The sequence below is a fragment of the Helicobacter sp. MIT 00-7814 genome (assembly GCF_003364115.1).
Taxonomy (GTDB): Bacteria; Campylobacterota; Campylobacteria; order Campylobacterales; family Helicobacteraceae; genus Helicobacter_F.
On the sequence record NZ_NXLL01000014.1, the window covers coordinates 1 to 22,820 of the forward strand.

At 42.3% G+C, this 22,820-nt stretch carries 24 protein-coding genes; 4 read left to right on the forward strand and 20 right to left on the reverse strand.

The window, feature by feature from the left end; all coding sequences use genetic code 11:
* Positions 1–129: 129 nt before the first annotated feature.
* Both traF and CQA49_RS05520 read left to right on the forward strand, forming a co-directional pair.
* Positions 130–1,956 carry a conjugal transfer protein TraF gene (gene traF, locus CQA49_RS05515; protein WP_258864210.1) on the forward strand — a complete coding sequence of 609 codons (1,827 nt, stop codon included), beginning with the start codon at positions 130–132 and terminating at the stop codon, positions 1,954–1,956.
* A gap of 10 nt (positions 1,957–1,966) precedes the next feature.
* A complete protein-coding gene (locus CQA49_RS05520) occupies positions 1,967–3,814 on the forward strand; it encodes a DEAD/DEAH box helicase (protein ID WP_115574969.1) in 1,848 nt (615 codons plus the stop codon).
* Here CQA49_RS05520 and CQA49_RS05525 read toward each other — a convergent pair.
* The 19 genes from CQA49_RS05525 to CQA49_RS05605 all read right to left on the reverse strand — a co-directional run bounded on the left by CQA49_RS05525 (position 3,801) and on the right by CQA49_RS05605 (position 20,234).
* A complete protein-coding gene (locus CQA49_RS05525) occupies positions 3,801–4,700 on the reverse strand; it encodes a pyridoxal-phosphate dependent enzyme (RefSeq protein ID WP_115574970.1) in 900 nt (299 codons plus the stop codon). The two genes, CQA49_RS05520 and CQA49_RS05525, sit on opposite strands and share 14 nt — an antisense overlap.
* Positions 4,701–6,245, reverse strand: a complete 1,545-nt coding sequence (mnmE, locus tag CQA49_RS05530; RefSeq protein WP_258864211.1) for a tRNA uridine-5-carboxymethylaminomethyl(34) synthesis GTPase MnmE — start codon at positions 6,243–6,245, stop codon at positions 4,701–4,703. It abuts the gene before it with no gap.
* Positions 6,202–7,191: a Jag N-terminal domain-containing protein gene (locus tag CQA49_RS05535; protein WP_115574972.1), complete on the reverse strand. Its 990-nt coding sequence runs from the start codon at positions 7,189–7,191 to the stop codon at positions 6,202–6,204. Before CQA49_RS05535 ends, mnmE begins: the two co-directional genes overlap by 44 nt.
* Before the next feature lie 9 nt (positions 7,192–7,200).
* A complete protein-coding gene (yidC, locus tag CQA49_RS05540) occupies positions 7,201–8,937 on the reverse strand; it encodes a membrane protein insertase YidC (protein WP_115574973.1) in 1,737 nt (578 codons plus the stop codon).
* Positions 8,938–8,952: 15 nt separating this feature from the next.
* Positions 8,953–9,387 (reverse strand): membrane protein insertion efficiency factor YidD, encoded by a 435-nt coding sequence (gene yidD, locus CQA49_RS05545; RefSeq protein WP_258864212.1) that lies wholly within the window; start codon positions 9,385–9,387, stop codon positions 8,953–8,955.
* A gap of 1 nt (position 9,388) precedes the next feature.
* On the reverse strand, positions 9,389–9,772 hold the full coding sequence (gene rnpA, locus CQA49_RS05550; protein ID WP_115574974.1) for a ribonuclease P protein component: 384 nt from the start codon (positions 9,770–9,772) through the stop codon (positions 9,389–9,391).
* Between the two features lie 26 nt (positions 9,773–9,798).
* Positions 9,799–9,933 carry a 50S ribosomal protein L34 gene (gene rpmH, locus CQA49_RS05555; RefSeq protein ID WP_082807863.1) on the reverse strand — a complete coding sequence of 45 codons (135 nt, stop codon included), beginning with the start codon at positions 9,931–9,933 and terminating at the stop codon, positions 9,799–9,801.
* A 61-nt stretch (positions 9,934–9,994) separates the two neighbouring features.
* A complete protein-coding gene (locus CQA49_RS05560) occupies positions 9,995–10,660 on the reverse strand; it encodes an OmpA family protein (protein WP_115575010.1) in 666 nt (221 codons plus the stop codon).
* A gap of 134 nt (positions 10,661–10,794) precedes the next feature.
* A complete protein-coding gene (locus tag CQA49_RS10020; RefSeq protein ID WP_181882615.1) occupies positions 10,795–10,941 on the reverse strand; it encodes a hypothetical protein in 147 nt (48 codons plus the stop codon).
* 93 nt (positions 10,942–11,034) lie between these two features.
* Complete coding sequence (locus CQA49_RS10025; RefSeq protein ID WP_181882616.1) at positions 11,035–11,202, reverse strand: hypothetical protein; 168 nt, start codon at positions 11,200–11,202, stop codon at positions 11,035–11,037.
* Complete coding sequence (locus CQA49_RS05565) at positions 11,157–13,100, reverse strand: hypothetical protein (protein ID WP_115574975.1); 1,944 nt, start codon at positions 13,098–13,100, stop codon at positions 11,157–11,159. Before CQA49_RS05565 ends, CQA49_RS10025 begins: the two co-directional genes overlap by 46 nt.
* Before the next feature lie 8 nt (positions 13,101–13,108).
* Positions 13,109–13,498 (reverse strand): biopolymer transporter ExbD, encoded by a 390-nt coding sequence (locus CQA49_RS05570; RefSeq protein WP_115574976.1) that lies wholly within the window; start codon positions 13,496–13,498, stop codon positions 13,109–13,111.
* A gap of 9 nt (positions 13,499–13,507) precedes the next feature.
* Positions 13,508–13,960: a TonB-system energizer ExbB gene (gene exbB, locus CQA49_RS05575; protein ID WP_115574977.1), complete on the reverse strand. Its 453-nt coding sequence runs from the start codon at positions 13,958–13,960 to the stop codon at positions 13,508–13,510.
* Positions 13,961–14,062: 102 nt separating this feature from the next.
* Positions 14,063–15,289 (reverse strand): lipid IV(A) 3-deoxy-D-manno-octulosonic acid transferase, encoded by a 1,227-nt coding sequence (gene waaA / locus CQA49_RS05580; protein ID WP_115574978.1) that lies wholly within the window; start codon positions 15,287–15,289, stop codon positions 14,063–14,065.
* A gap of 97 nt (positions 15,290–15,386) precedes the next feature.
* Entirely contained in the window at positions 15,387–17,807 is a 2,421-nt protein-coding gene (locus CQA49_RS05585; protein WP_115574979.1) for a cation-translocating P-type ATPase, read from the reverse strand.
* Positions 17,808–17,909: 102 nt separating this feature from the next.
* Positions 17,910–18,617, reverse strand: coding sequence for a hypothetical protein (locus tag CQA49_RS05590; RefSeq protein ID WP_115574980.1), 708 nt, complete (start codon positions 18,615–18,617; stop codon positions 17,910–17,912).
* A gap of 171 nt (positions 18,618–18,788) precedes the next feature.
* On the reverse strand, positions 18,789–19,118 hold the full coding sequence (locus CQA49_RS05595; RefSeq protein ID WP_115574981.1) for a YraN family protein: 330 nt from the start codon (positions 19,116–19,118) through the stop codon (positions 18,789–18,791).
* A gap of 3 nt (positions 19,119–19,121) precedes the next feature.
* Complete coding sequence (locus tag CQA49_RS05600; protein ID WP_115574982.1) at positions 19,122–19,655, reverse strand: HdeD family acid-resistance protein; 534 nt, start codon at positions 19,653–19,655, stop codon at positions 19,122–19,124.
* Between the two features lie 207 nt (positions 19,656–19,862).
* The gene (locus CQA49_RS05605) at positions 19,863–20,234 is read right to left on the reverse strand and encodes a RidA family protein (protein ID WP_115574983.1); all 372 of its coding nucleotides are present in this window, start codon (positions 20,232–20,234) and stop codon (positions 19,863–19,865) included.
* Positions 20,235–20,359: 125 nt separating this feature from the next.
* Between CQA49_RS05605 and CQA49_RS05610 the strand changes: the two genes are divergently transcribed.
* The gene (locus CQA49_RS05610) at positions 20,360–21,085 is read left to right on the forward strand and encodes a hypothetical protein (RefSeq protein ID WP_115574984.1); all 726 of its coding nucleotides are present in this window, start codon (positions 20,360–20,362) and stop codon (positions 21,083–21,085) included.
* Positions 21,086–22,033, forward strand: a complete 948-nt coding sequence (gene purU / locus CQA49_RS05615) for a formyltetrahydrofolate deformylase (RefSeq protein WP_115574985.1) — start codon at positions 21,086–21,088, stop codon at positions 22,031–22,033. It abuts the gene before it with no gap.
* Positions 22,034–22,041: 8 nt separating this feature from the next.
* On the opposite strand, the gene CQA49_RS05620 is transcribed toward purU, so the two are convergent.
* The gene (locus CQA49_RS05620; RefSeq protein WP_115574986.1) at positions 22,042–22,698 is read right to left on the reverse strand and encodes an alpha/beta hydrolase; all 657 of its coding nucleotides are present in this window, start codon (positions 22,696–22,698) and stop codon (positions 22,042–22,044) included.
* Positions 22,699–22,820: the final 122 nt, after the last annotated feature.

Below are 22,820 nucleotides of genomic sequence, written 5' to 3' on the forward strand. Positions count from 1 at the left end.
ACGAAAATTCCTTTTTATTTGGCTATCGCGTTGATTGAAATTTTTTAGAATCTATGAGATTTTCTAAATTTTTTAGGTAGAATTCCAAAATTTTAACAAAACTATCAAACCTAAAAAAGGGGCTGTTTAATGAAAAAAGTTGCTATGAAAAATGCTTTGAAACTCACACTAACCGCAAGTCTTAGCCTAAGCGCGCTTAGTGCGCTTGAGTTTGGCTCTATGGGGCAGGTTTCTACGAGTATCGGGGGTGCGGGCGTGGCGCTTAAGCAATCGGCTTGGGGCGTGTATTACAACCCTGCGCTTTTGGCAGCTGATAGACGCTCAAAAGTGGGCTATAGCTTTGGCGCGCAGTTTAGAGAGCAAAATCTCTTAGAAGCGCTTACGATTGATTTTGATGAGCTTTCAAGGATTGCAAGCACGCTTGATGAAAAGCTTTTGGGGAAAACAAGCGCGGGTGGTGCCATTGCAGGTGGCGCGATTTCCTATAAGCCAAATGGTGGTAGCACGGTTACCGTTGATGGGATTTTAGGAGATGTGTTAGGGGATTTGCTAAAAGTAGAAAATGGTGGAACATTAGATGATAAAAAGCTTCAGGATTTTGCAAAAGGTTTAGGTTGTGGAACTTGTGAAAATAAAACAGGTATAGACACAATAGCTAAAGAACTAAAAGAGCAAATAGAAAAAGATAATAAAATAGGAGAGACACTTCAAAATAAACTCGCAGGTGCTGCAGGGAAAAAGTCACCACTTTTAGCAGAAATTGTCAAAAACATTGATCCAAAAAATATCGGAGGCTTAATCTCTGGTGCGCTTAATGGACAAACGCCAAATATGGAGGAGATACTTTCTCAAGTTGGGGAAATCACTTTGCCTCGTGGGGCGGATTCTGATATTGACAAACTTATTGATTCTTTTAATGTTTTAAACAACACTTTGCAAAGCAATGATCTTGTCCTAAGCTCGCAAAATGGCATAGTCGTGCAAGTAGGTGGCAGACCGCGCACGAAAAAAATTGAAGCTGATGGCATAGGTGAGCTAAGCGTGCAAGAGATAGATTCTGGGCGCGGGGCGGTGGCTGTGGCGATTTTGCCCCAAATATTTGCAGGTGTATCGGCAAACCTTGATCCTACGCATAGCAAGCTCATTGTCGAGGCTGGCGGAAAATATATTCAAGCAGACATTACAGGAAATGGCGTTGGTTTGAGTATTTTAACAGACAAAACAGGCGGACTTACCGCACAACAGCAATTTAAAAACTCCTCAATTATGAGTCCTAATGCAAAGCATGAGCTTAACGCAACTACACTTGCGCTTATCGAAGTGCCGGTGGGCTATGGGCATACATTTTTCACCCGCGCTGGAGATGTGCATATAGGTGGCGCGGTGAAGTTTATGCAGGCTTTTGGCTACCGCCTTGCTGAAACGCTCAATTTTGAAAATGCCGAAATTTCTATGCCTTCAACTACTGATATGATTTCCCAGCAAACTTTTGCGGTGGATTTAGGGCTACTTTATACACCATTTTTTGCCAAAAAGCTAAACCTCGGGCTTGTCGCAAAGAATCTCAACGCCCCACATATTAAGATGAATACAGGTTCTGACATTATCCTTAATCGTCAGTTGCGCGCAGGTGTAAGCTATGAGCTTTTAGACTTCCTTACAATCGCGGCGGATTATGATATCTTGCCAAACAACACGCTAAGTGTGGTAAATAAACAAAGCCAAATGCTTGGTGGCGGGATTATCGCGGACTTTAAATATGTGGATTTCCGCCTTGGTGCGATGAAAGATATGAAAAGCAAGGCAGGTGAAGGCGCAATCCTCACAGGCGGTGTGAATGCGTTTGGATTCCTAGATATCGCGTTTCAATATGGACTTGGCGAAAATGTCACGCTCTATGGCTTTAATGTCTCAAATTATATGGCAATCAAAGTCGGTGGGCAGTTTAGCTGGTAATTTTGCTTGAATGCACGCGCGCGCCCTAATCCACTCTGCGCTTAGCTATTATGAATATTTGAGCGCGCATAATTTAGGCTTAGATTCTGTGCGGATTGTGCGCTATGAGTTTAAAGATGAAATTTTAAGTCTGCAACTTGGCAAGCGCCTTTTCTCCCAAGATGGCTTAATGCTCGAGCTTGCGCCAAAGGAAGTCTTTGAGCTAGGCGCAAGCGCGGATTTAGAATACAATGAAGATTCTTTACTTTTAAAAATCGCGCCAAATTTTGAACTCCTAAGCGCCCTCCAAAAGCACCTAAAGCAAAAGGGCGCGAGCCTTAGCCTTTATAGCGATTTAAAATTCCTTGTGAAAAATGTCGCAAATTATTATGAAAAAAATAAAGATTCTCTGCAACTTCCCACAAAAACGCCACTAAAATATGATGAGCAGATTCCAAATTATCTCAATAACGAGCAAAAGCGCGCGATTGAGATGATTTTCAACCACCCGCTAAGCTATGTGTGGGGACCTCCGGGCAGTGGCAAAACGCAAGTCGTGCTTTTTGAAGCGCTGTATTTTTATGCCAAAAAAGGTGTAAAAACCTGCGTGCTAGCCCCGACAAATTCCGCGCTAGAGCAGATTTTTACCACACTTTTAGAGCATTTTAAGAAAATGGATTTTGAACTACATAATCTCTTGCGCTTAGGACTGCCAACGCAACGCTTTTTGAGCTTGTATCCGGAATGTTGCGATAGCAATGCGATTAAAAAAACTCAAGCCTCGCTTTTTAGTCAGCCTGTAAGCCTTAAAACGCGCTTGAAAGACGCGCTTATTATCGGAATGACGCTTGATGGATTCATTAAGCGCGCGGAAAATTTAGAGATAGAATTTGCGCATTATTTTTTAGATGAATGCGCCTTTGCCCCGCTGGCGAAGGCTTGCGCGCTGTGTGTGGGAAATGTGCCAATCACGCTTTTTGGCGATCATAAGCAGTTAATGCCAATTTGTGAAATGCCCGCAAATGAGCTAAGGGCGCGCCCGGAAGTGAATTTATGGAATCTATCCGCGCTTTTTATGGAGGAGCTTTTTAACGCGAAAGATTTGCAAGAGGGCGCAGAGCGCAACTTTAAATCTAGCGCGCTAAATATACAAAATGAGGCGCAAGAAAACGATACACAAGAAAACAACATGCAAGAAAATGCGGGCTTTGAATCTAGCAAAAATTTTAAATCTGACTTTGAATCTAGCCTTGAAACTAGCGCGCCTTTTAGCTATTTTGAGGCTTTGAGCTTAAAGCAACCAACGCAAAATCCGCAACTTTCCCACATTGCAAGCCTAAACTTCACCCACCGCTATGGTGATAATCTCGCGCGCTTGCTAGATTCTTACATTTATCATAATGGCTTGCGCGGGCAGGAACGCGTTATGGGGATTTACTGCATTGATAGCGGGCGCAAGAGTGAGGCGGATAGCAACTTTAGCGCTAATGAGGTGCGCGCCACGCAGATTCTCTATCAGCATTTATTGCGACGCGCAAAGGATTTCAAAAACGCGCAAACGCCCTTGCAAGATACTTTCGCGGTTATCACGCCATTTGTCAAGCAACGCAAGGAATTGCAACGACATTTAGGAAGCCTAGAAGTGCTTACAATCCATGGCTCGCAAGGCAGGGAGTGGGATAATGTGATTTTTTCGCCGGTGAGCCTGCACTACTATCTTACAGATTCTAAGCAGACAAATGCGCTCTATGGGCTTAATGTCGCCATTAGTCGGATTAAAAAAAATCTTTTTATTGTGTGCGATTTGAGCTTTTGGCAAAGTCAGCCAAATCAGTTTTTGCACAAGCTTCTTTCTCAAGCCACGCTTATAAAGTTTTAAATTTCCTTTGAAAGCGCGGAATCTGCGTGAGATTCCCCAAAAGTCCCCCGCTGTGGATAAAAATCCATTCTTTCTCTAACTCATTTTGTGTAAAAAATTGAGAATCTAGCGCGTTTTTAAGCGCATAAAGTGCGGGGCAATCATAAAGCAAATCAAACTCGATTCCTTTCCTAAGCAAGGCGCGATACATTTCCCACACTTCTTTTTTGAGCGCGCCAAAGGCGAAGTTTGTATGAAGTGTTTTTGCAAAATTTTTTTCAAAGCCTTCAATTTTGGCGCATAAAATTGGCACAATTTGCATGTTATATTTTAGCTCCTTTGCCACTTGCGCTAGCGCTAGCGCACTTACACCGCTTCCTGTGGCGCAAAATACAAGCGCTTCTTTTGTGGAAAAATTTTTTTGTATAAAGTCCCAAATTTCCTTGCATTGCGTTATTGTGCCTTCTTTTGCTAGCTCTAAATCCCCACCTTGTGGGATAAAATACTTTTCTTTAAAAGACAGAGTTTTGAAATGCGCTAATGCTTTGTTTTTAAGCTCCAGCGCATTTGTGCCAGAATCTGCAAAGATAAATTCCGCGCCAAACTCGCGCGCAAGGGCAAAATTCCCGTTTTTGTTTTCGCGCAAAAATTGCGATGGTGTGGGCGTAACATAAATAAAGCGCTTTTTTTGGGCATGTGTAAGCGCGCTTAGCGCAAGCATGGCATTTGATTGGTTCCCACCATAGCTAAGAAAAATTTTATTTGGATTATGCAAAAGGGCGTAGAATTTGCGCGCTTTGTTGCCATTGAAATGCTCGCTCACGCCCTCAATGCGCGCCAAATCATCGCGCTTCACCCAAAGCTTTTTACCAAAAAAGTTTAGCTCTTGCGTGGGCGTTACGCACATCTATTTTCCCAAACAAAAGGTGCTAAAAAGCTTGTCAAGCAATTCGGAATGCTCAAATGGGTGCGTAATCGCGCTTAGGCAAGCGATACACTCATTAATATGAAAGGAAAAAAGCTCTAGCTCGCTAGATTCTAACTTTTGGCGCGCGAGATTTAAGGCACTAAGCGCATTTTGCACGCATTCAAGCTGGAATTTTGAAGTAAGCAAAAAATCGCCCTGATATTCTTGCGTGGCAAAAAAATCCTCCAAAACCTTGAATATTTGTTGTGGATTAAGCTCGCTAAACTCCTGCATTTTGCCATGTGTGGTGGAAATAGAAAGTGGCTTTTTGCAAAGTGCATAAGGCGCGCGCAAAAAATCCTCAATATATAAAAAATCCTTAGAATCTAGCGCGCAGGGCATATCGGCTTTATTTAGCACAAGCAAAATATGCGCGTTGTTTGGGTTGTTTTTCAGCAAATCAAAAAGCGCGAAATCCTCAGAATCTAGCGCGCGTGAGCTATCAAAAAGCGCAAGGATAAGATTTGCCTGTTCAAGGGATTTTTTCGCGCGTTCAATCCCGATACGCTCAATCGTATCGCCACAATCGCGAATGCCCGCTGTGTCAATCAGACGCACGATATTGCCCGCTATATGCAAGCTCTCCTCGATACTATCGCGCGTCGTGCCGGCAATGGGCGAAGTGATGGCGCGATCATAGGCTAAAAGCGCGTTAAGTAGCGAGCTTTTGCCGACATTTGGCTTGCCGACAATGCAGATTTTAAAGCCCTCGATCATGCCTTGCCTATGCAGGGAATCTTCATACAAAACGCGTAATTTATGCGCGAGATTCTCTAACTTTTGGCGCATTGCATCGCTTGTGTCAGAATCCATTTCCTCGCTGTAGTCAATGTTTGCCTCGCTGTAGGCTAAAAGCTCGATGAGCTTGTCCCTGCACTCATGCACGAAATTGCTAAGCTCGCCCCTTAATTGTCGCAGTAAAATCTCATTTGCGCCCACAGATTGAGAATTGATTAACCCAGCTACTGCCTGCACTTGCGCCAAATCAAGGCGTCCATTTAAAAATGCCCTTTTACTAAATTCCCCCGCACTTGCAGGCTTTGCACCAAGTGCAAGTAGAGAATCCACCACCGCGCGCGCAATCACCGCCCCGCCATGGCAGTGAATCTCGCAAATATCTTCCCCGCTGTAGCTATGCGGGGCTTTAAAATACAGCAAAATCGCTTCATCAAGCATTGCGCCTTTATCATTATATATCGCGCTTAGCGTGGCGTGGCGTGGGGCGAGGGATTTACGCTTGCTAAGAGAAAGGGTAAAATCTAGGGCTTTTTCCCCGCTTAGGCGCACGATACAAATCGCGCCAACGCCAAGAGGCGTGGAGATTCCAACAATTGTGGAGGGTGTTTGCGTTGAAAGTGTTTGTATTAAGGGCGCTTGCGTGGGGGATTCTTGAGATTCTTGAGATACTTGAGACGCTTGAGACGCGGAAAATGCGGGGGAATTAGAAGCGTCTGAAGTCATTGATGATGATGTATTTTTCGCCATTTTCATTTAAGCGGAAAGAGACATATTTTTGCGGGAAGGCTTCGCGGAGCTTGCTTAGGGCGATGTAGGCTAGGATTCCATCAAGGGGCTTTGTTTGAGCTTTTGCGTTTTCCTCGACCATTTTAATCACACCTTGCAAGTAGCAATCCATCATCTGCTCTTGATTTGCGAGGAATTCCGCAACCTCAAGGCGAATGGTGAAATCATATTTTGGATTAATCCAATTAAACAGCAGATACAAAAGCGCCTTGTAGCGATAGCCCTTTTCCCCGATAAGCAGCGCGCAGTCCGCACCATCGATTTTGATAAAAAGAAGATTATTTTCTAAAAGCTTCACTTCCACAAAGTCCAAATCAAAAGGCAGGCAGGCTAAAAGCTCTTTTAAATCAGATTCTATTTCTTTAAGAATCTGCTCTTTGGCTTGTGGATTAAAGCTCTGCGTATGTGGCTTTGAGCTGTAAGGCTTTGGCGTTTTGGAGTTAGATTCTGTTGCGTAGTCTGGGGCATAAGAGGTGGATTTGTAGGGCTTTTTAGATTCTTTTTCAAAGCTTGCAAATTCAAAGTTTTTTGAGCCCCAGATTCCATCATCATTTGAATCTTGATTTAAGTCCTGATTTAAGTCTTGGTTAGAATCTAAATCTTGGCAAGATTCTGCATTTGCTTCAAAAGATTCTTGTGGCTCTTGTTTTGAAAAGTCTTTGTGTGAAAATTCTTTTTTTGCTTGTCGCTCAAATGGCTTAGATTCTGCGTTGGTATGTGAGTTTTGATATTTTTTATTATCTTTTTTAGAATCCACGATGATGATTGCGTCCTTGCGCCCGATCCCTAAAAAGCCTGCGCTTGGATTTTGAGCGATTTCATATTCTAAATCCACAACTGAACATCTAAATTCTTCTGATGCCTTAAGCAGGGCTTCTTGAAGAGTTTTTGCAGTAATTTTCTTCATAAAAATCCTTTATTTTTTCTCATGTTTTGTAATTTTTTGCTTTTCATGCGCGGCGATTTCTTGCTCTTTTTTGCGCTTTAGAAGGGAATTGATAAAAAGTTGCTGGAGGATTGAGAAAATATTATTTATCGTCCAATACAGCACAAGCCCCGCTGGGAATGGGAAAATGATAAAAAACACCATAAAAAACCATGGCAACATTTTAAAGATTTTTTCCTGCATAGGATCGTTGAAATTTGAAGGTGTGAGGCGCTGGGACACATACATACTAAGCCCCATCAGCACAGGCAACACAAAATAAGGATCGATAGCCGAAAGGTCATCAATCCACAAAATCCACTCGGAATTTTTCAGCTCGATAGCATTATAAAGCACGCGATAAATCGCAAAAAACACCGGAATCTGCAAAAGCAGTGGCAGACAGCCACCAAGCGGATTTGCGCCGTGTTTTTTATACAGCTCCATCATATGCATTTGCATTTTTTGTGGATCGCCTTTATAGCGCGTTTGTATCTCTTTCATCTTAGGCGCGATATCTTTGAGCTTTTGCATTGATACCATACCTTTGAAAGTGAGCGGGAAAAGTAAGATTCTCACCACCAAAGTAAGTAAAACAATCGCCCAACCCCAATTCCCGCAAAAGTCATGCAAATAGCTTAGCAACCAAAACACAGGGCGCGCAAAGAAAGTGATAATGCCATATTCAATCACATCAGTTAGCACAGGATTAATGGCATTTAAAGTCTTATGATCCTTTGGTCCGATATAGCCATCAAACTGCGCGCTCCCGCCTTTGATATACACAAAAGGCTGTGGATTGCCCGCGTAATCGCCATTTAAGCGCACATAAAAGCTTCCCTCTTTTGGGAAAAGTAAGCTTGTGTAATACCTATCCACACTCGCCACAAAGAGGCTTTGTGCGAAATCTAGCCTTTTCTTGCTATCCTTATCCTCGATTTTTTCAATCGTCCCTTCACTTGTTTTGAGCAGCACGCCTCTAAATGCGTAAGTATCGTTATCTCCGCTTGGGCGCATACCATTGCTTAAAAAGTAGCTAAGATTTGGATTGCTTAAATTTATCTCAATATTATAGGTGAGATTTGGGTGAAAAGTAAGTTTTTTTGTAACCTGCACTTCACCTAAATTTTGCGTGAAAACTAGCGCTTGCGAGCCATCTTCTAGCGTTGTATTTGATTGCAAAATATAAGGCGTGTTGAGCGTTTTTTTATCAAGCTCTTGATCGCTAAAGCGCAATTCAAGTGGCTTTAGCTCAATATCACCAAAAAGCGGAAGTTTATCAATATGCGCTTTTTGCGAGCTTTTTAGTCCGATGAGTTTGCCAAGAATGCTAAAAAGGCTCTCTTGCTCATCATGGGTGAATTTTTTGTCCTTTAGATACACTTGCGCGATGCGTCCTAGCGCGTCAATCTCTACCTCAAAGCTTTCATTCCCAAAGGTAGCAATAAGCGAGCTTCTTAATGGCGTACTTTGGGTGGGATCTAGCGTGCCTTGCGCGTTTGTGTTATTTGCATTAAGCGCGCTTGCATTTGGCGTTTGGGGATCGCTTAGCGCATTTGCTGTTAAATCTTTTGGCGCGCTTGTGTTTGCGGGAGCTTGCGTTTGGGGCTTTTGCGGGAAAAGATAACTATAGAGCGCAAAAAATCCAATGCTTATAGCAATAATAAGCAAAATGCGCCCAAGCCCGGTATTGTCGTTGTTATGCTGGTTAGGATTAGGATAATGCATCGAAATGAAACCTTTTTAGAGTGATTTAATAATGTAAAACAAACTTTTTTGCGTTTGGTTTAAGCGCAAAATTGTAGCCAAAAATGGGGGATTTTGATAGGGGAGAAGCCAATATTTTGGCGTTTTTTGTGGGAAATGTTGCGGAAATTTTACATTTATGCGTAGTTTTAAAATCGGATAATCAATCCCGCCACAATGAAGTGGATTGCAAGAAAAGATTCTATAAACAATGCGCGGAAGTGCCTGAAATGGGGCGTTAAAATCCAAAAGCCAGAGCGCATAATTTGAACAGCTCGGATAGAATCTGCACTTCCTGCCTAAAAACAGCGAAAAAGTTTTTTGATAAAAAATAATAAGGATTTTTAGCGCGTGTGAAAAAATCTTGCAAAAAAGCATAAAGTTTGCGCGCATGTAAAAATAGATTTTAAAAAAGATTCTAAAAGCGCACATTTTAATTGAGCGCTTTTAAGCACAGCGCGCGAAATGCGCTAAATTCTAACTGTGCCATTTCCGCCTTTGGCACAAACACTGCAATATAATCCCTAAAAACCTCATCGCGGAATATCGCGCGCATTTGGCGTTTGTAGCGATTGCGCTTTGGGGCGTTGCCGACTTTGCGCGCCACACTTAGCCCCAAATACGCCTGCGCACCACGCGAAAGGATAGCGTTAAGCTGTCGCAAGGGCTTTTTATTTGGGGTTTTGAGTTTTTGAGTGAGTGTGTCAATCTTACAGAGATAGAGTAAAAAATACGGCGTGCTGAAGCGTCGCGCGTTTTTATACACAAGGTTAAATTCTTGCGTATTTTTAAGAGAATCTACTTTCAAAGCTTGCAAAAGCCTCGCTAAAGGGAATTAGCGAGTTATACGCTTAGTCTTTTTCTGCCTTTTGCTCTGCGTGCGTTAAGCACTCTGCGCCCATTTTTTGTTTTCATTCTAGCGCGAAAACCATGTGTGCGCTTGCGTGGAGTGTTGTGTGGTTGGTATGTTCGTTTCATAAATAGCCTTTTTTACAAAATTAAAGTCCGCGATTTTTCCATAAAATTACTTAAAAAAAGGTTAGTGCTGGCTAAATTCTTGGCTTAATTCTAAAATCTGCTGAAGATTCTTATCTGCCTTTGTCAAAACGCGAAATTCCACGCGCCGCGATTTTGTATCATCTTCCAGCGGACGCGCGAAGCTTAGCCCATTTGCGCGCAAAACCTTAATAAGCCATTCTTTTTGCGCGTTAATGCTTGATTGATTAAAACAATATTTGAGCACTTCAAATGCGCGTGCTTGGGAAAGTTCAGCGTTTCCTAAATAGCGAGATTCTAGCGTGGTGGCACTCGCCCAATTGCTTGAAGTATGCCCTTCAATGCGGATTTCCTCGATATTGTCTTTATATTTTGGCAAAGAGAGAATCCGCACATAGCGCGGAAAAAAATCATCTAAAATATCCTTAAATCTTTGCTTAACTTCCTTAGCCCCCGCGTCAAAAAGCACCTCTGGCTCGCGGAATCTAATGGTATTGTCAATATCAATTTGTGCGTCCCAGCGCGCTAAATCCTTAGAAAATTCCTTTTGCAATTCCAAATAAAGCTCGGCTTGCAAATCCGAATAATCCTGCGCAATCGCGCTCATTTTGGCATTTATCTCGCTGTAGCGGCGGTTTTGTATTTCAAGATTCTCTTTTGCCTTGTTTGAGATGAGCATAAATGAAATCATAATAAGCAAAAAAATCATCATAATGCCCGCCATCATATCCGCGATGCTTATCCAATAATTTCCTTGCTTTTGCTCTTTCAAGTCTATTCCTTTAAATTGTATCGTCTCGTGCGAGTGAATCGCACTTCGCCTCCGCCTCGCTTCGCTCGCGTTCATATTTTACCATTTTTAGCTGATAAGGTTGCGAGATTCTGCAACGCGATTTGGTGATTTAGAGAATCCTTGTGGATTGCTTCGCTACCGCTCGCAATGACAGGAAAACACTTGCTTATGTAATGGCATATGGTGTTTTTTGTCATTGCGAGGATTCTTTAGAATCCGAAGCAATCCACTCCTTTAAATTGTATCGTCTCGTGCGAGTGAATCGCACTTCGCCTATTCCTTTGAGACTATCACTTTGGCAAGCGTTGCTCGCCAAAGCTCCGCTCCGCTTCCAACTGCGCGGAAGTAAATTCCGCTTTGTTTCCAGCTCTGCGTGCATATTTTACCATTTTTGGCTGATAGGGTTTAGATTCTAACGCCTTGCGCCGATAAGCTCTTTTATACGCTCCAAAAACCACTCATAATTTTTCCAAAAATTCTCCACACTCACACTCATCGCCTCATCGAGATTTTTTAGAGAATTTTCAAGCTGGCTTGAAAGCGTAGCATTCCCATCAATGCTATTTTTCAAAGAATCTTGCATACCCAAAAAAAGCTCTTGGGTTTGCTTAGCATTCTGCGCGAGGTGGGTTTGCGTGCTAAGCATTTGAGAAAGCATATTTTCTTGGAATTCCTTAAATCCTAAAAGAATCTGCTCGCTCGTGCTTTTTGGTGCGCTTAGGGATTCTTTGGTGAGTTTTTGCAGGACTTTGAGATATTCTAAGGCTAGGGCTTTGATGTATTTACTAAGCTTTTCTTGCTCTTTTTGTAACGCGTTTTTAGAATCCGCAGCGAGGCTCTCAAACGCGCTACTTTGCGAGCTTAAAAGCTTGCTTGTTTGATTTGCAAGATTTTGCGCGAGTGTATCAAAGCTTTGAGAAAGAAGTTTAGTTATCTGCTCATGGTTATTTTTAAAATCCAAATTTAGCGCGCGCATTTCATTGAGATTTTGCAAATGAAGCTCATGCGCCTTGTTGCTAGCTTCATCTTGCTTGAGAAGTAATGCTTGGATTTGAGAAAAAAGAGAATCTAAACTTTGCTTTGCATTATCCGCTAAAATCTTAAAGCCCTTCGCAGATTCTACACTTAGCGCGCTAAAGCCTTCTTTCAAGCTCTGCAGAGAATCCGCGTGGATTTGCTGGAGACTTTGCGTATTTGTAGCAAGCATATCTTTGCTGAAGCTTTTCAGATTTTGCATACTTTCTTTTGTGAGATTTAAAAGCGCGTCTGTGTGCCCTTGCATATTTTTATCAATCTTAGCAAAGTGAATTTGCGCGCTCTGGGCGACATTTTGTGCGCTTAGTTTGAAATTTTCCTCTAAAGTCTGCGCAATTTGCAGAATCTGCGCGCTTAGACTTTGATTAAACCTTGTAATATTTTCGCCTAGTTGCGCACCCTCATTTTTTGCGTTAATGAAAAAATCCCGCAAAGTGTTAAGACAAGCAAAGGAATTTTCTTTTAAGCCTGCAATTTGCTCTAAATGCGCGTGGAGCTTTTGATTTTGCACCTCAAAAGATTCTAAAAGTTTGAGATTATTTGCGTAAAATTCCTGCACCTGCGTATTTTGCTCGGTGATGATATGCAGGGATTTTTGCGTATTTTGCACGGCTAGCTGGCTTTTTTGCAAGGCTTTTTGCGTGTCTTTCAAAAGACTTTGCGTGTCATAAATAAACTCCTTATATTCCTCCTGCCATGTCAGAAGCTTACCCACAGCGCTATTTAGCTCTTTAAAATTTTCGCCAAATTGATTTTGTAAATTTGCATTAAAATCTTTTATGACATTCTCAAGTGCGGAAATAAGCTCTTTTGACGCGCCTTTAGCAAACTCGGAAGTGGCTTGTTGCAATGAATGCGAAATTTCTTGGAAGCGTGATTCTATCATCGCATGATTGCGCTCAAAAAGTGCGTGCAAGGATTCTGAACTAGGGAGCTTTTCTAGCGTTGGCAAAAAGCGTAAGTTTTCTAAAAAGCTCACTTGACGCGCAATATAATCAAGGTTGCTCTCCTCATCGCTTTTTATATGCTTGCTTTTTTGCAGGACTGAAAGCACAATCGCTTCACCCATGCCTAAAATCGAGGTGTAAAATGCAGTTTTCAACCCATCTAAAAGCAGTGGCACGGAGGATTCTAAATGCAGCGTGTCAAAAGAAAAAAGCCCTACAAAAATCCCCACAAATGTTCCCAGCACGCCAGAACTCATAATGATGGATTTGAAATCCTTGTGCGTTGGCGTGCCAAAGCTTTTGTAATCCCACACAAAAAGCGCGAGCATAAAGATAGTAAAAAGTGCGTTTATGATAAGAATTGATATTTGCATGAAATGTCCTACTCGTGGGCTTTTTGCATAATCACATAAATATCATGCAATCCAAAAGCTTGTAAAGTCGTGGAAAGCTCTAAGAAAAATTCTAGCTCGCTTGCTTTGTCGCCTTGAATGATGATTTGCGTATCTTTTGGAAGGCGTGAAAGCTCGTTTTTAAGGGATTCTAAGCTGATTTTAGAATCTTCAAAATAGTAATTGCCCTCTTTGTCGATGGTGATGATTTTTTCTTTACTTTCACTTGAAGTCGCGCCCTGCTTTTGATCCTCTAGCGTGGGGATTTCTACTTGAATCTTAGAATGCTGGACAAAGCTTGCACTCACAAGCACAATCACAAGCAACACAAGCATAATATCAATAAATGGGATAAGATTAAGAGAATCTATTTTTTTCATACAGCCCTTTCAAATGTCGTATTTCGTGCGTGCATTTGGCGTGGATGGCGGGATATGCGCGATGTCCCATTGCGTAAGCAAAATCTCTGTTTTTCGCAAAAGGTGATTGTAGCACACAATGGAAGGAATCGCCACGATAAGCCCACCAGCAGTAGCTTTCAGCGCTAAAGAAAGCCCTAACATAATGCTTTGCGTGTCAATCAGCGTGTTATTGCCAATTTCTATAAAAGTCACCATAATGCCAAAAACCGTCCCAAGAAGCCCGATATAAGGCGCATTTGAGCCAATCGTCGCAATGAGCGTCAAGCGCTTGTGCAAATCTAACTCAAGCACTCTTTTATCCTTGTAATCCTCCACGCGCACTTTTTTAAAAAACCAAAATCGCTCAATCGCCACGCCCACAGCCACAATACTCAAAAAGAGCAAAAAGCCTAGCACTCCGTAATCAACAGCTTCTTTCATCGTTAGAAATACCTTTTTATTTTTAAACTTAACCGCGCAATTCTACACTTTTTGTATTCATAGAATCTTTAAAGCGCATTTGTTATTTTTCTAAAATAAATTTTAATCAATGAGCGCGATGAGTTCCTTAAGCGCATTTGGGCGAAAAGCGACTTTTGAAGGAAGGAGAGAATCTGCGTTTAAAAGCGTGTTTGTAAGCTCGCTAGATTCCACAATGACAGCATTTTGCACGCAAGAAAATAGTGCTTGCTGATTGAAAATATGCTTGCCTGAAATAAGCTTTGTTTGGAAAAACGCCGGCTCAAGCGGATTGTGTCCGCCAACTTTTGCAAACGCACCGCCCAAAATCACAATATCACTAATCGCATACGCATTTATAAGCTCGCCTAATTTATCAAGCACGACAATATCTTTGCTAAAAGTAATTGCGCTTTGTTCCTCACCGCGCGCGCTTGCATGGCGCAAGAGATCGCTTAGGCGCTCAAAGGTAAGATTATTTTTTTGCAAGATTTGGCACACTTCAATAAATCGCTCTGGGTGGCGCGGGGCAAGCAATAGCAAAGAATCTGGTTTGAGTTTTTGGAATTGCAAAAAAGCGCGCAAAATAAGCTCTTCTTCGCCCCTGTGCGTGCTAGCACCAAGCACGACGAGCTTATTTGGCTTTTTATACGCGATACTTACCTTTGGCGGATTTAGCATTTTTAGATTCCCAAAGACGCTGACATTACGCGCACCAAGAGATTCTAAGCGTTTTTTGTCTTTTTGACTTTGAGCTAAAATCACATCAATAAGCCTAAAAATCTGCCTATAAAAGCGCTTAAAACGCGTATAGCTCGCAAAAGATCTATCAGAAATGCGCGCGTTTAGAAGAAAGGTTTTTGCACCATTTTTTTTAGCGATAAAAAATAGCATACGCCAAAGCTCGGCTTCCATCACCACGAGGCTTTTAAGCTCGCTAAGATATTTGCTCCAAAGTGGCAAAAAAATCTCAAAAGGCAAAAACTTCACCTCCACGCGCTTTGAGTGCAAAGCGCCAAAAAGCCTTATGGCTTCGTTAAATCCGGTATGCGTGATGGTAGAGATAAGAATCTTTGAGTGAGGCGAGCTTACTAAAAGCTCGTTGATGATGGGCTCTAAGGATTTGACTTCGCCAAAAGAGCAGGCATGAAACCAAAAATGCGGTTTAAACCTAAGCCCAAGATTCACGCCAAAAAAGCGCCGCGGCAGTGAGGCTTTGTGCTTTGCGCGCAGGGTGAAAAGTGCTAAGAGTGGCAAACAAAGAATATACACAAAAAGACACGCAAGATAATAGCCAAGCGGAAAGCGCATAAGAATCCTTTAAAATCAAAGTGCGGGGCTTAAAAACTTGCGCAGATTCTAGCAAAAAATAAATAAAAGCGCACGAAAAGCTCAAACCTTTACGCGCTTACACGACCTTAAATCTACGCAATCTCGCGGCATTTGTCACCACGCTAATAGAGCTCAAACTCATCGCAAACGCACAAAACATAGGATCCAAAAAAATCCCAAAAGGTGCGAGCACACCGCATGCGATAGGGATAAAAAGCGCATTGTAGCCAAATGCCCAAAAAAGGTTTTGCTTAATGTTAGTAATCGTGGCGCGCGCGAGATTGTAGGCGTTTAAAATCGCCTTTGCGTTTTGATTATAGAGCAAAATATCCGCACAATTTTGAGCAATATCATTTCCGCTCGCATACGCAAGGCTCACATTTGCGCTTTTTAGCGCGGCGGCGTCATTCACGCCATCGCCCACAAACGCCACAAACTCGCTTTTTTTATACTCATTGACGACTTTGAGCTTATCTTGTGGCTTTGCTTGAAAAATCACTTCGCTAATGCCACTTTTTTGCGCGATATATTGCGCGCTTGCCTCCCTGTCGCCTGTGAGCATGGTTTGCTTGATGCCTTTTTTACTAAATTCTTGCAACATAAACGCGCAATCTTGACGCAACAAATCCTCCAAATACAGCGCACCTAGGACTTTTTGGGAATCTGCAAGGTAGATAATTAACTTGGAATTGCTATTTATTGTATCGTCTCGCGGGAGTGAATCCCGCTTCGCCTCCGCTTCGCGCGCACACTCGGCATTATTTGGTTGATGAGATTCTAAGATTCTGTCACATTGATTGGTATCTTTAGATTCTTGCGCTGATACTCCCAAAGTTTCTTTCACAAAGGGTGTTTCTGCAAGCGATTCTAAGGATTCTAAACTTCCTAAAATGTAGCTTTGCCCATTGATTGTGCCTTTAATGCCAAAGCCTGTAACACTTTGAAAATCCGCTACTTTTGGAATCTCTGCAAGCGCGCTTTGTGGGAGGGCGGATTGAATATAATCAGTGATTGTTTTTGCGATAATATGCGCGCTGTGTTGCTCTAGCGCAAAAATTAGAGAGAGAAAATCTTGTTTTGATAGCTTAGATTGCGCGCTATTGAGTGCGATTTTTTCCACACTTAGCCCGCTTGTGAGCGTGCCGGTTTTATCAAAAATTAAATGCGTGGTTTGAGACAACGCCTGCAAGGAAGCTGAAGTCTTAAAAAACACGCCCATTTTATTTGCCACAGCCCTTGCGTGCAAAAATGCCATCGGTGTCGCCAGCCCAAGCGCGCAAGGACAAGAGATGACAAGGACGGAAACAAACACATCAAGCGCGCGCTCAAAATCCTGTAAAAAAAACCAAAAAATCCCCGCCACAAAAGCGATACAAATGACAATGGGCACGAAGATTCCAGCGACTTTATCGGCTAAGATTCCAAGCGGGGCTTTGACTTCATTTGCCTGCTGGATAAGGCTAATAATTTGGCTTAGCAAGGTGTCTTTGCCAACTTTTTGCGCGCGCAGGATAAAACTTCCTTCGATATTGATACTTCCAGATTCTATCAAGTCCCCAGATTTCACCGCCACAGGCAAACTCTCGCCATTAATGCTTGAAGTATCAATACTGCTCTGCCCTTCAATCACCACGCCATCAAGCATTACCACATCACCGGGCAAAATGCGTATCTCATCGCCAACTTTTACACGCTCAAGCGGCATTTCCTCCCATTGCGCGCTACTTTTTCGCACTTGCACTTTTTTTTGATACAGCTCCAAAAGCGCTGAAGCACTTTGCTTTGCGGAATTTTTAGCGCTAGATTCTATAAATTTCCCAATCATTATAAAGCACAAAATCACGCACACGCTTTCAAAATATAAATGCATATGCGCGTTATGAATAAAAATCTCCCAACTGCCCTTAAGGCTATAAAGAAACGCCGCGCTTGTGCCAAGCGCCACAAGAGAATCCATCGTCGGAATGCCTTTAAAAAGTGCCTTGAAACCTTTAAAATAAAACGCTCGCCCAAAGTGCATCACGCACAAACTTGCAATAAGCATCAAAGCGCAGTCAATTTTTGGTGAAAAAATATGCCCCACAAACATCGCGCCAAAGGACAATACTAGCACAAAAAGCGTAAAAATAATGCTTAAGATAAGGCGCAATTTTGGTGGCAAAAGCTTAGAATCTAGCGCGTTAAAGCGTGCAATCGCGCGCAAAAATACATTTTGTGATGAAAAATCCGCGCTATTTTGCCCCGCATTTTGTGCGTCATCTTGCGCACCATCGTTGCAAGCGGGATTTTGCAAACTTGGTGTGTAGCCAAGTCTAGTGATAAAAGTAAAAATTTCTTCTAAGCTAATTTGCCTTTCATCATAGAGAATCTGCGCTTGTTGCGTGAGGAGATTAACTTGTATTTTTTGACAATATGGCTTGCGTGAAAGCGCGCGCTCAATCCCAGAGCTACACGCCGAACAACTCATACCATCGATATAAAAACTTGCTTCTTTCATAATTTCCTAGCTCCTTTTGTAAGTAACTAGCGCGGGAGTTTAATATTTCTTTGTATATAGATGACAAATAAGCCCCGCTAAACTATGCGTGAAGCAAGCACGCTATTTGCTTAGCTCAATTTCTAAAGTATGAATATCGCTAAGGATTTTCACTTGCAGGGTAAGAGTGCCTTTTTTGAGCTTATGCTGATTGATAGCGATAAACCCACCGCGCGGATTTTGCCCTTTTTCAAGTGTGTTTTTACGCAAATAGCTTGAAAGGATAATGGACTTCACGCGCCGATTTTCCTCAAGGCGCATATTTTGCTCAATCCTATCGCGCGCGCTGAAATACCACGGATCGTAGATGAAAAATCCCGGATATCCGCGATAAATAAGCATAGGATATGTCGGCATACTCGGCGCAATGCCAGAAGCGTAAGGATTTTGCGGGGTGAAAATGCCAAAAGATTCTATGGCTTGGGAAAAATTGAGATTTGAATTTTTCGCATCTTCGTAGCTTAGAATCTCAACCAACTTGCCATTTTGGCTTGCGGTGATACTGCTTAGGTCAAAAATCGCACTTTGAGAATCTAGCACACTTGCGGTGATAAAAATTACCAAAGGCTCATCGCTAGCGCCTCCGATGGTTTTTTGCGCGACTTCAAAGCGCACATAAGAGGCGCTTTTTTTGGATTCCAAAACTTCCACGCCATTGAAAAAAGACTGCTTGATTGAGGGCGATTCCACCGCGCGGACACTAAGTTTGGCACAGCCACTAAATGCAAAAATTACACTCAAAAATGCAAATACAATATTTTTTGGCTTCATTTAAGAATCTCTTTGTTTTTAAAATTTTAAACACCTAGATTCTAGCGCGAAGCACAAAATAATAAAAAAATGCACATTAAATTTGCGAATCTAAAAGGCGCTGTGTTACAAATTTGCAAAAATCAAATTGCGCTTCACTTAGCGCGCTTCAAAAGCCTAACTTACAAACTCCTACAGCGTGATATTTTCTATAAGCTCAATAGATTCTGCTTCGCGGATAATGAGCGCATCAAGGCAGTAAGGCAGAGAAATCTTGCTTTTTGCAAGGTAGATTTTGAGTGTTTTTATGAGTTTGGCAATCTTTTGAGGCGTGATATTGAAAATAGGCTCAAAGCCACTGCCACTTTTTACCTCGATGAAATGCAGGACATCATTTTTGCGCGCGATAATGTCAATCTCCCCGTAGCGCGTGTAAAAATTGCGCTCCAACACTTCAAAACCGAGTGAGCGCAAAAACTCGCACGCGCTTGCTTCTGCCCTCTCACCTTTAGCGCGACTCAAGGGCTAGTTTCCTAAAAGTTTTTTCACGCCCCACCAGCTTAAAAGATTTAAGATTCCAAAACTTAGCACCAAAAATCCCAACACAAAGCCTATCGTAAGCCCGCCAATCTCTGGGTAAATGATAAAAAGCACCGCAAGGATAATGTTCAAAATCGCAAAAACAAGCACCCAAATCCAACTTCCAAAGCCCGCTTTTTTGAGCCAAAACACATAGCTAATGCCAAGCCCCCCACGAAACATACACAAAAACGCCACAAAATACACCACAAATGCACCTGTAAAATCCACCCCACTACACAAAAAGAGAATGGCAAACAAAAGATTAAAAATCCCATCGAGCAAAAACATGCTCGCGCCTTCAAACTCCTTGAAATAGATGTAATACACGATATTAAACACCCCGCCAAAAATAAGCAAAAATGGTAAAACCATCACAAGGCTTTCAAACATACTTTCTGGCATCACACAGCCACTCACACCCGCCACAATAAGCAGGACTGAAAAAATCACCCAACCTATACTTGCAAGAACTTTCACTTGATTAACTCCTTAAAACATAATTTAATTGTATCACTTGTGCGAGCAAAGCCCGCGCAAGCTCCGCTCCAGCTTCGTTTCACTTCGCTTTCGCGCGCGTATTCTACCATTTTTTAACTGATAAGATTGCAATATCCTCTCACGCGCTTTTGCAGTTTAAGAATCTGCATCTTTTTGTGCCAAATTCAAAACTCTGCTTAAAAAACCTTAAGCCATTGCGATGCACTCGATTTCTACCAGCGCATTTTTTGGCAAAGTCTTTACCGCAATGGTGCTTCTAGCAGGCTTATGCGCGCCAAAAAAGCTCGCATACACTTCATTGAGCGCATTAAAATCATTCATATCTGCCAAAAAAATAGTCGTTTTTAGCACCTTTTGCAAACTACTTCCACTAGATTCTAAAATCGCCTTGAGATTTTCCAGCACCTGCGTAGTTTGCGCGCGGATATCGCCATTATTCATCGCATTTTGAGAATCTAGCGCAATCTGCCCGGAAGTAAAAATAAGCCCATTATACGCCACAGCCTGAGAGTATGGACCTATGGCTTGCGGGGCATTTGAGGTTTGGATAATGTTCATTTCCCGCTCCTAAAATAGTAAATTTAAGCCCCGCATTGTAGCAAAAGGATTTTGCTTTTGTGACAAAATTAGCCTATAATTGCCAAGATTTTTAAACAAATTTGCAAATGGAAGCGAGGCGGCAAGTGCAAGAGGATAGAGAGTTGCAAGAAAGTAAAAAAGTGAGAAAGAGCAAAAAGGCGCATTTGTATGCGTGGCTATTGTGCGGATTTTGCAGTGTGTTTTTGAGCCAAAGTGCGCTTTTGGCGGATAATTTTATCATCGATACGCAAAAAATTAGAGAGTTTGAGTTGCGCTTAAAGCCCAATCAAACGCTAATGATTGACTACAAAAACAAGAAATTTTTGGGTATTTTAGAAGCGTTGCCAAATGGAAGTTTTAAGAGGTTGCCAATCCCAAAAGAGTGGGATTCTAAGGATATACAGGCTGTTTTTAGGCTAAAAACCTATAGAGATTATGACGCCACCACGACAAATATCGGGCAAAGCTCGATGACAACTTATGAAAAAAATGAGGATTTTCCAAAAAGCGAAAATTCTCTTAGCGCACCAAAAAAGCCCGCACAAATAGAATCTAAGCAAACACAGGCAGAATCTAACCCAACACCCGCAGAATCTAACCCAGCACCACAAACCCAATCTTCGCAACCAGCGCAAAACAACGCAAAAACCTTAACAAATCCTAAAGATTCTAAAAAATCCGCGGATTCTGCGCTGCAAGCAAAAGATGCGACACTTTTGCCAACCACCACCACGCGCCCTAAGCCCACTTCCACCGACAAGCAAAACGCTCGAGAATGGGATAAATCTAAGATTCCCTACGAGCAAGAAAGCCAATCTATCGAGCTGTAAATGCAGGATTTTCACATACTTATTAGCGCGCCAGATAGGCAGGGGCTGGTGTTTGAGATTGCGCGGTGCTTTTTTGAGCTAGGCTTTAACATCGCGCGCCAAGATGAGTTTGTGGATTTGCAAAATAAGCAGTTTTTCCTCCGCACGCATATACAAGCAAGGGAATCTAGCGCGGATTTTCAGGTGGAAGAAAAACTGCGCGCTTCCTTAGAAAATATACTTTGTGCAAATGCGCCCTGTGCGCGAGATTCTACGCAAGATTCCATTATACAAGATTCCATTATACGAAATTCTGGCGTGCAAAATTCTAATATAGAAATTAAGATTATCCCCGCACAGCGCAAAAAATCGCTTGTGCTTTTCTGCACGAAGGAAAATCACTGCTTAGGCGACATTTTGCTTCGCTATGATAGTGGCGAGCTTAATGCCGAGATTAAGGCGATTATTAGCAATCACTCCGTGCTAGAGCCTTTGGCGCGCAAATTTGGCGTGTGCTTTTTGCATATTGAGCCAAGGGGTTTGAGTTTGGAAGATAAGCGCGAGCATGAAACGCGCATTTTAGAGGCGTTGCAAGGGTTGGGTGAAATTGATTTTCTTGTGTTAGCAAAATATATGAGAATCTTAACGCCGGAATTTATCAAGCATTTTCCAAATCGCATTCTTAATATTCATCATTCTTTTTTACCTGCATTTATCGGCGCAAACCCTTATAAGCAGGCGTATGAACGCGGTGTGAAAATCATTGGCGCAAGCGCGCATTTTGTGACTGAAAATCTTGATGAAGGTCCCATAATCACACAAGATACGATTGCGATAAATCACAGCTACACATGGCGCGAAATGCAACGCGCAGGCGGCGATGTGGAAAAAAGTGTGCTTGCGCGCGCCCTCAAACTCGCGCTAGAAGATAGAATCTTTGTTTTTCAAAACAGGACGATTATTTTTTAAATTTGGCTCTATTGCGCTTTATTTTCACGCGAGGCTGTTATTTGGGAAAATAGAATTTCAAGCATTATTGGCAACTCTTTAAAACCATCAGATTCCATAAAATGTCCGCCTTTTTCTACCATTATAAGCTCTGCATTAAGCTTATTAGCGAGATTTTCACTCAACACACTTGGCACAATAACATCATCTTTAGCGCACAGCACCACGCGCGAATTTATGGCTTTTTGCAAGGATTCCCACTGGAGCGGAGCGCGATTTGGGGGATTTATGAAAGTATTTAATTCTGGCAAAATCTCTAAATTTTCATAAAATCCACTCACAAGCACCACACCACCGACATTTTGGCTCTGCCCACTCAAAAGAGATTCATTAATATAGCGCAATGTTGTGATACAGCCCAAACTATGCCCGACAAGAAAAGTGCGCTCATCGCACGCGCCGATAGCCTCTTGCAAGCATGCAAGCCATGAATCTAAGCTCGGTGCGCTTGGGTTTGGTAGCTTTAAAATCTCCACACTTAAAGAATCTTGCAAAAGCTCTTTTAAGGGCGTGTTTTGCGTGTTTTGCGTGTTTATGTTTTCTAGCTGAGACTTCAGCCACACAAACCAATGCTTTTGCGGGTGCGCGTCATAGCCATGTGTGATAAAAATCCGTGTTTTTGCCATGTATATTCCTTTAAATTGTATCACTCAACAAAAAGCAAGCCCTTGTTGAGCTTCGCTTCGCGTTTATATTTTACCATTTTTAGTTGGTGGGATTCTGCAGATTCTCTAACCCACTTTGCCAA

What these genes read in the sequence shown, in the direction of transcription:
- CQA49_RS05525 (WP_115574970.1), bottom strand. Translation starts at nt 4,700, where the DNA reads ATGTGCGTAACGCCCACGCAAGAGCTAAACTTTTTTGGTAAAAAGCTT.
- CQA49_RS05520 (WP_115574969.1), top strand. Translation starts at nt 1,967, where the DNA reads ATGCACGCGCGCGCCCTAATCCACTCTGCGCTTAGCTATTATGAATAT.
- traF (WP_258864210.1), top strand. Translation starts at nt 130, where the DNA reads ATGAAAAAAGTTGCTATGAAAAATGCTTTGAAACTCACACTAACCGCA.
- CQA49_RS05570 (WP_115574976.1), bottom strand. Translation starts at nt 13,498, where the DNA reads ATGAAAAAAATAGATTCTCTTAATCTTATCCCATTTATTGATATTATG.
- CQA49_RS10020 (WP_181882615.1), bottom strand. Translation starts at nt 10,941, where the DNA reads ATGACAAAAAACACCATATGCCATTACATAAGCAAGTGTTTTCCTGTC.
- CQA49_RS05585 (WP_115574979.1), bottom strand. Translation starts at nt 17,807, where the DNA reads ATGAAAGAAGCAAGTTTTTATATCGATGGTATGAGTTGTTCGGCGTGT.
- CQA49_RS05620 (WP_115574986.1), bottom strand. Translation starts at nt 22,698, where the DNA reads ATGGCAAAAACACGGATTTTTATCACACATGGCTATGACGCGCACCCG.
- yidC (WP_115574973.1), bottom strand. Translation starts at nt 8,937, where the DNA reads ATGCATTATCCTAATCCTAACCAGCATAACAACGACAATACCGGGCTT.
- purU (WP_115574985.1), top strand. Translation starts at nt 21,086, where the DNA reads ATGCAGGATTTTCACATACTTATTAGCGCGCCAGATAGGCAGGGGCTG.
- exbB (WP_115574977.1), bottom strand. Translation starts at nt 13,960, where the DNA reads ATGAAAGAAGCTGTTGATTACGGAGTGCTAGGCTTTTTGCTCTTTTTG.
- CQA49_RS05590 (WP_115574980.1), bottom strand. Translation starts at nt 18,617, where the DNA reads ATGAAGCCAAAAAATATTGTATTTGCATTTTTGAGTGTAATTTTTGCA.
- mnmE (WP_258864211.1), bottom strand. Translation starts at nt 6,245, where the DNA reads ATGGCGAAAAATACATCATCATCAATGACTTCAGACGCTTCTAATTCC.
- CQA49_RS05565 (WP_115574975.1), bottom strand. Translation starts at nt 13,100, where the DNA reads ATGCAAATATCAATTCTTATCATAAACGCACTTTTTACTATCTTTATG.
- CQA49_RS05560 (WP_115575010.1), bottom strand. Translation starts at nt 10,660, where the DNA reads ATGATTTTTTTGCTTATTATGATTTCATTTATGCTCATCTCAAACAAG.
- rpmH (WP_082807863.1), bottom strand. Translation starts at nt 9,933, where the DNA reads ATGAAACGAACATACCAACCACACAACACTCCACGCAAGCGCACACAT.
- CQA49_RS05605 (WP_115574983.1), bottom strand. Translation starts at nt 20,234, where the DNA reads ATGAACATTATCCAAACCTCAAATGCCCCGCAAGCCATAGGTCCATAC.
- yidD (WP_258864212.1), bottom strand. Translation starts at nt 9,387, where the DNA reads ATGTGCGCTTTTAGAATCTTTTTTAAAATCTATTTTTACATGCGCGCA.
- CQA49_RS05535 (WP_115574972.1), bottom strand. Translation starts at nt 7,191, where the DNA reads ATGAAGAAAATTACTGCAAAAACTCTTCAAGAAGCCCTGCTTAAGGCA.
- waaA (WP_115574978.1), bottom strand. Translation starts at nt 15,289, where the DNA reads ATGCGCTTTCCGCTTGGCTATTATCTTGCGTGTCTTTTTGTGTATATT.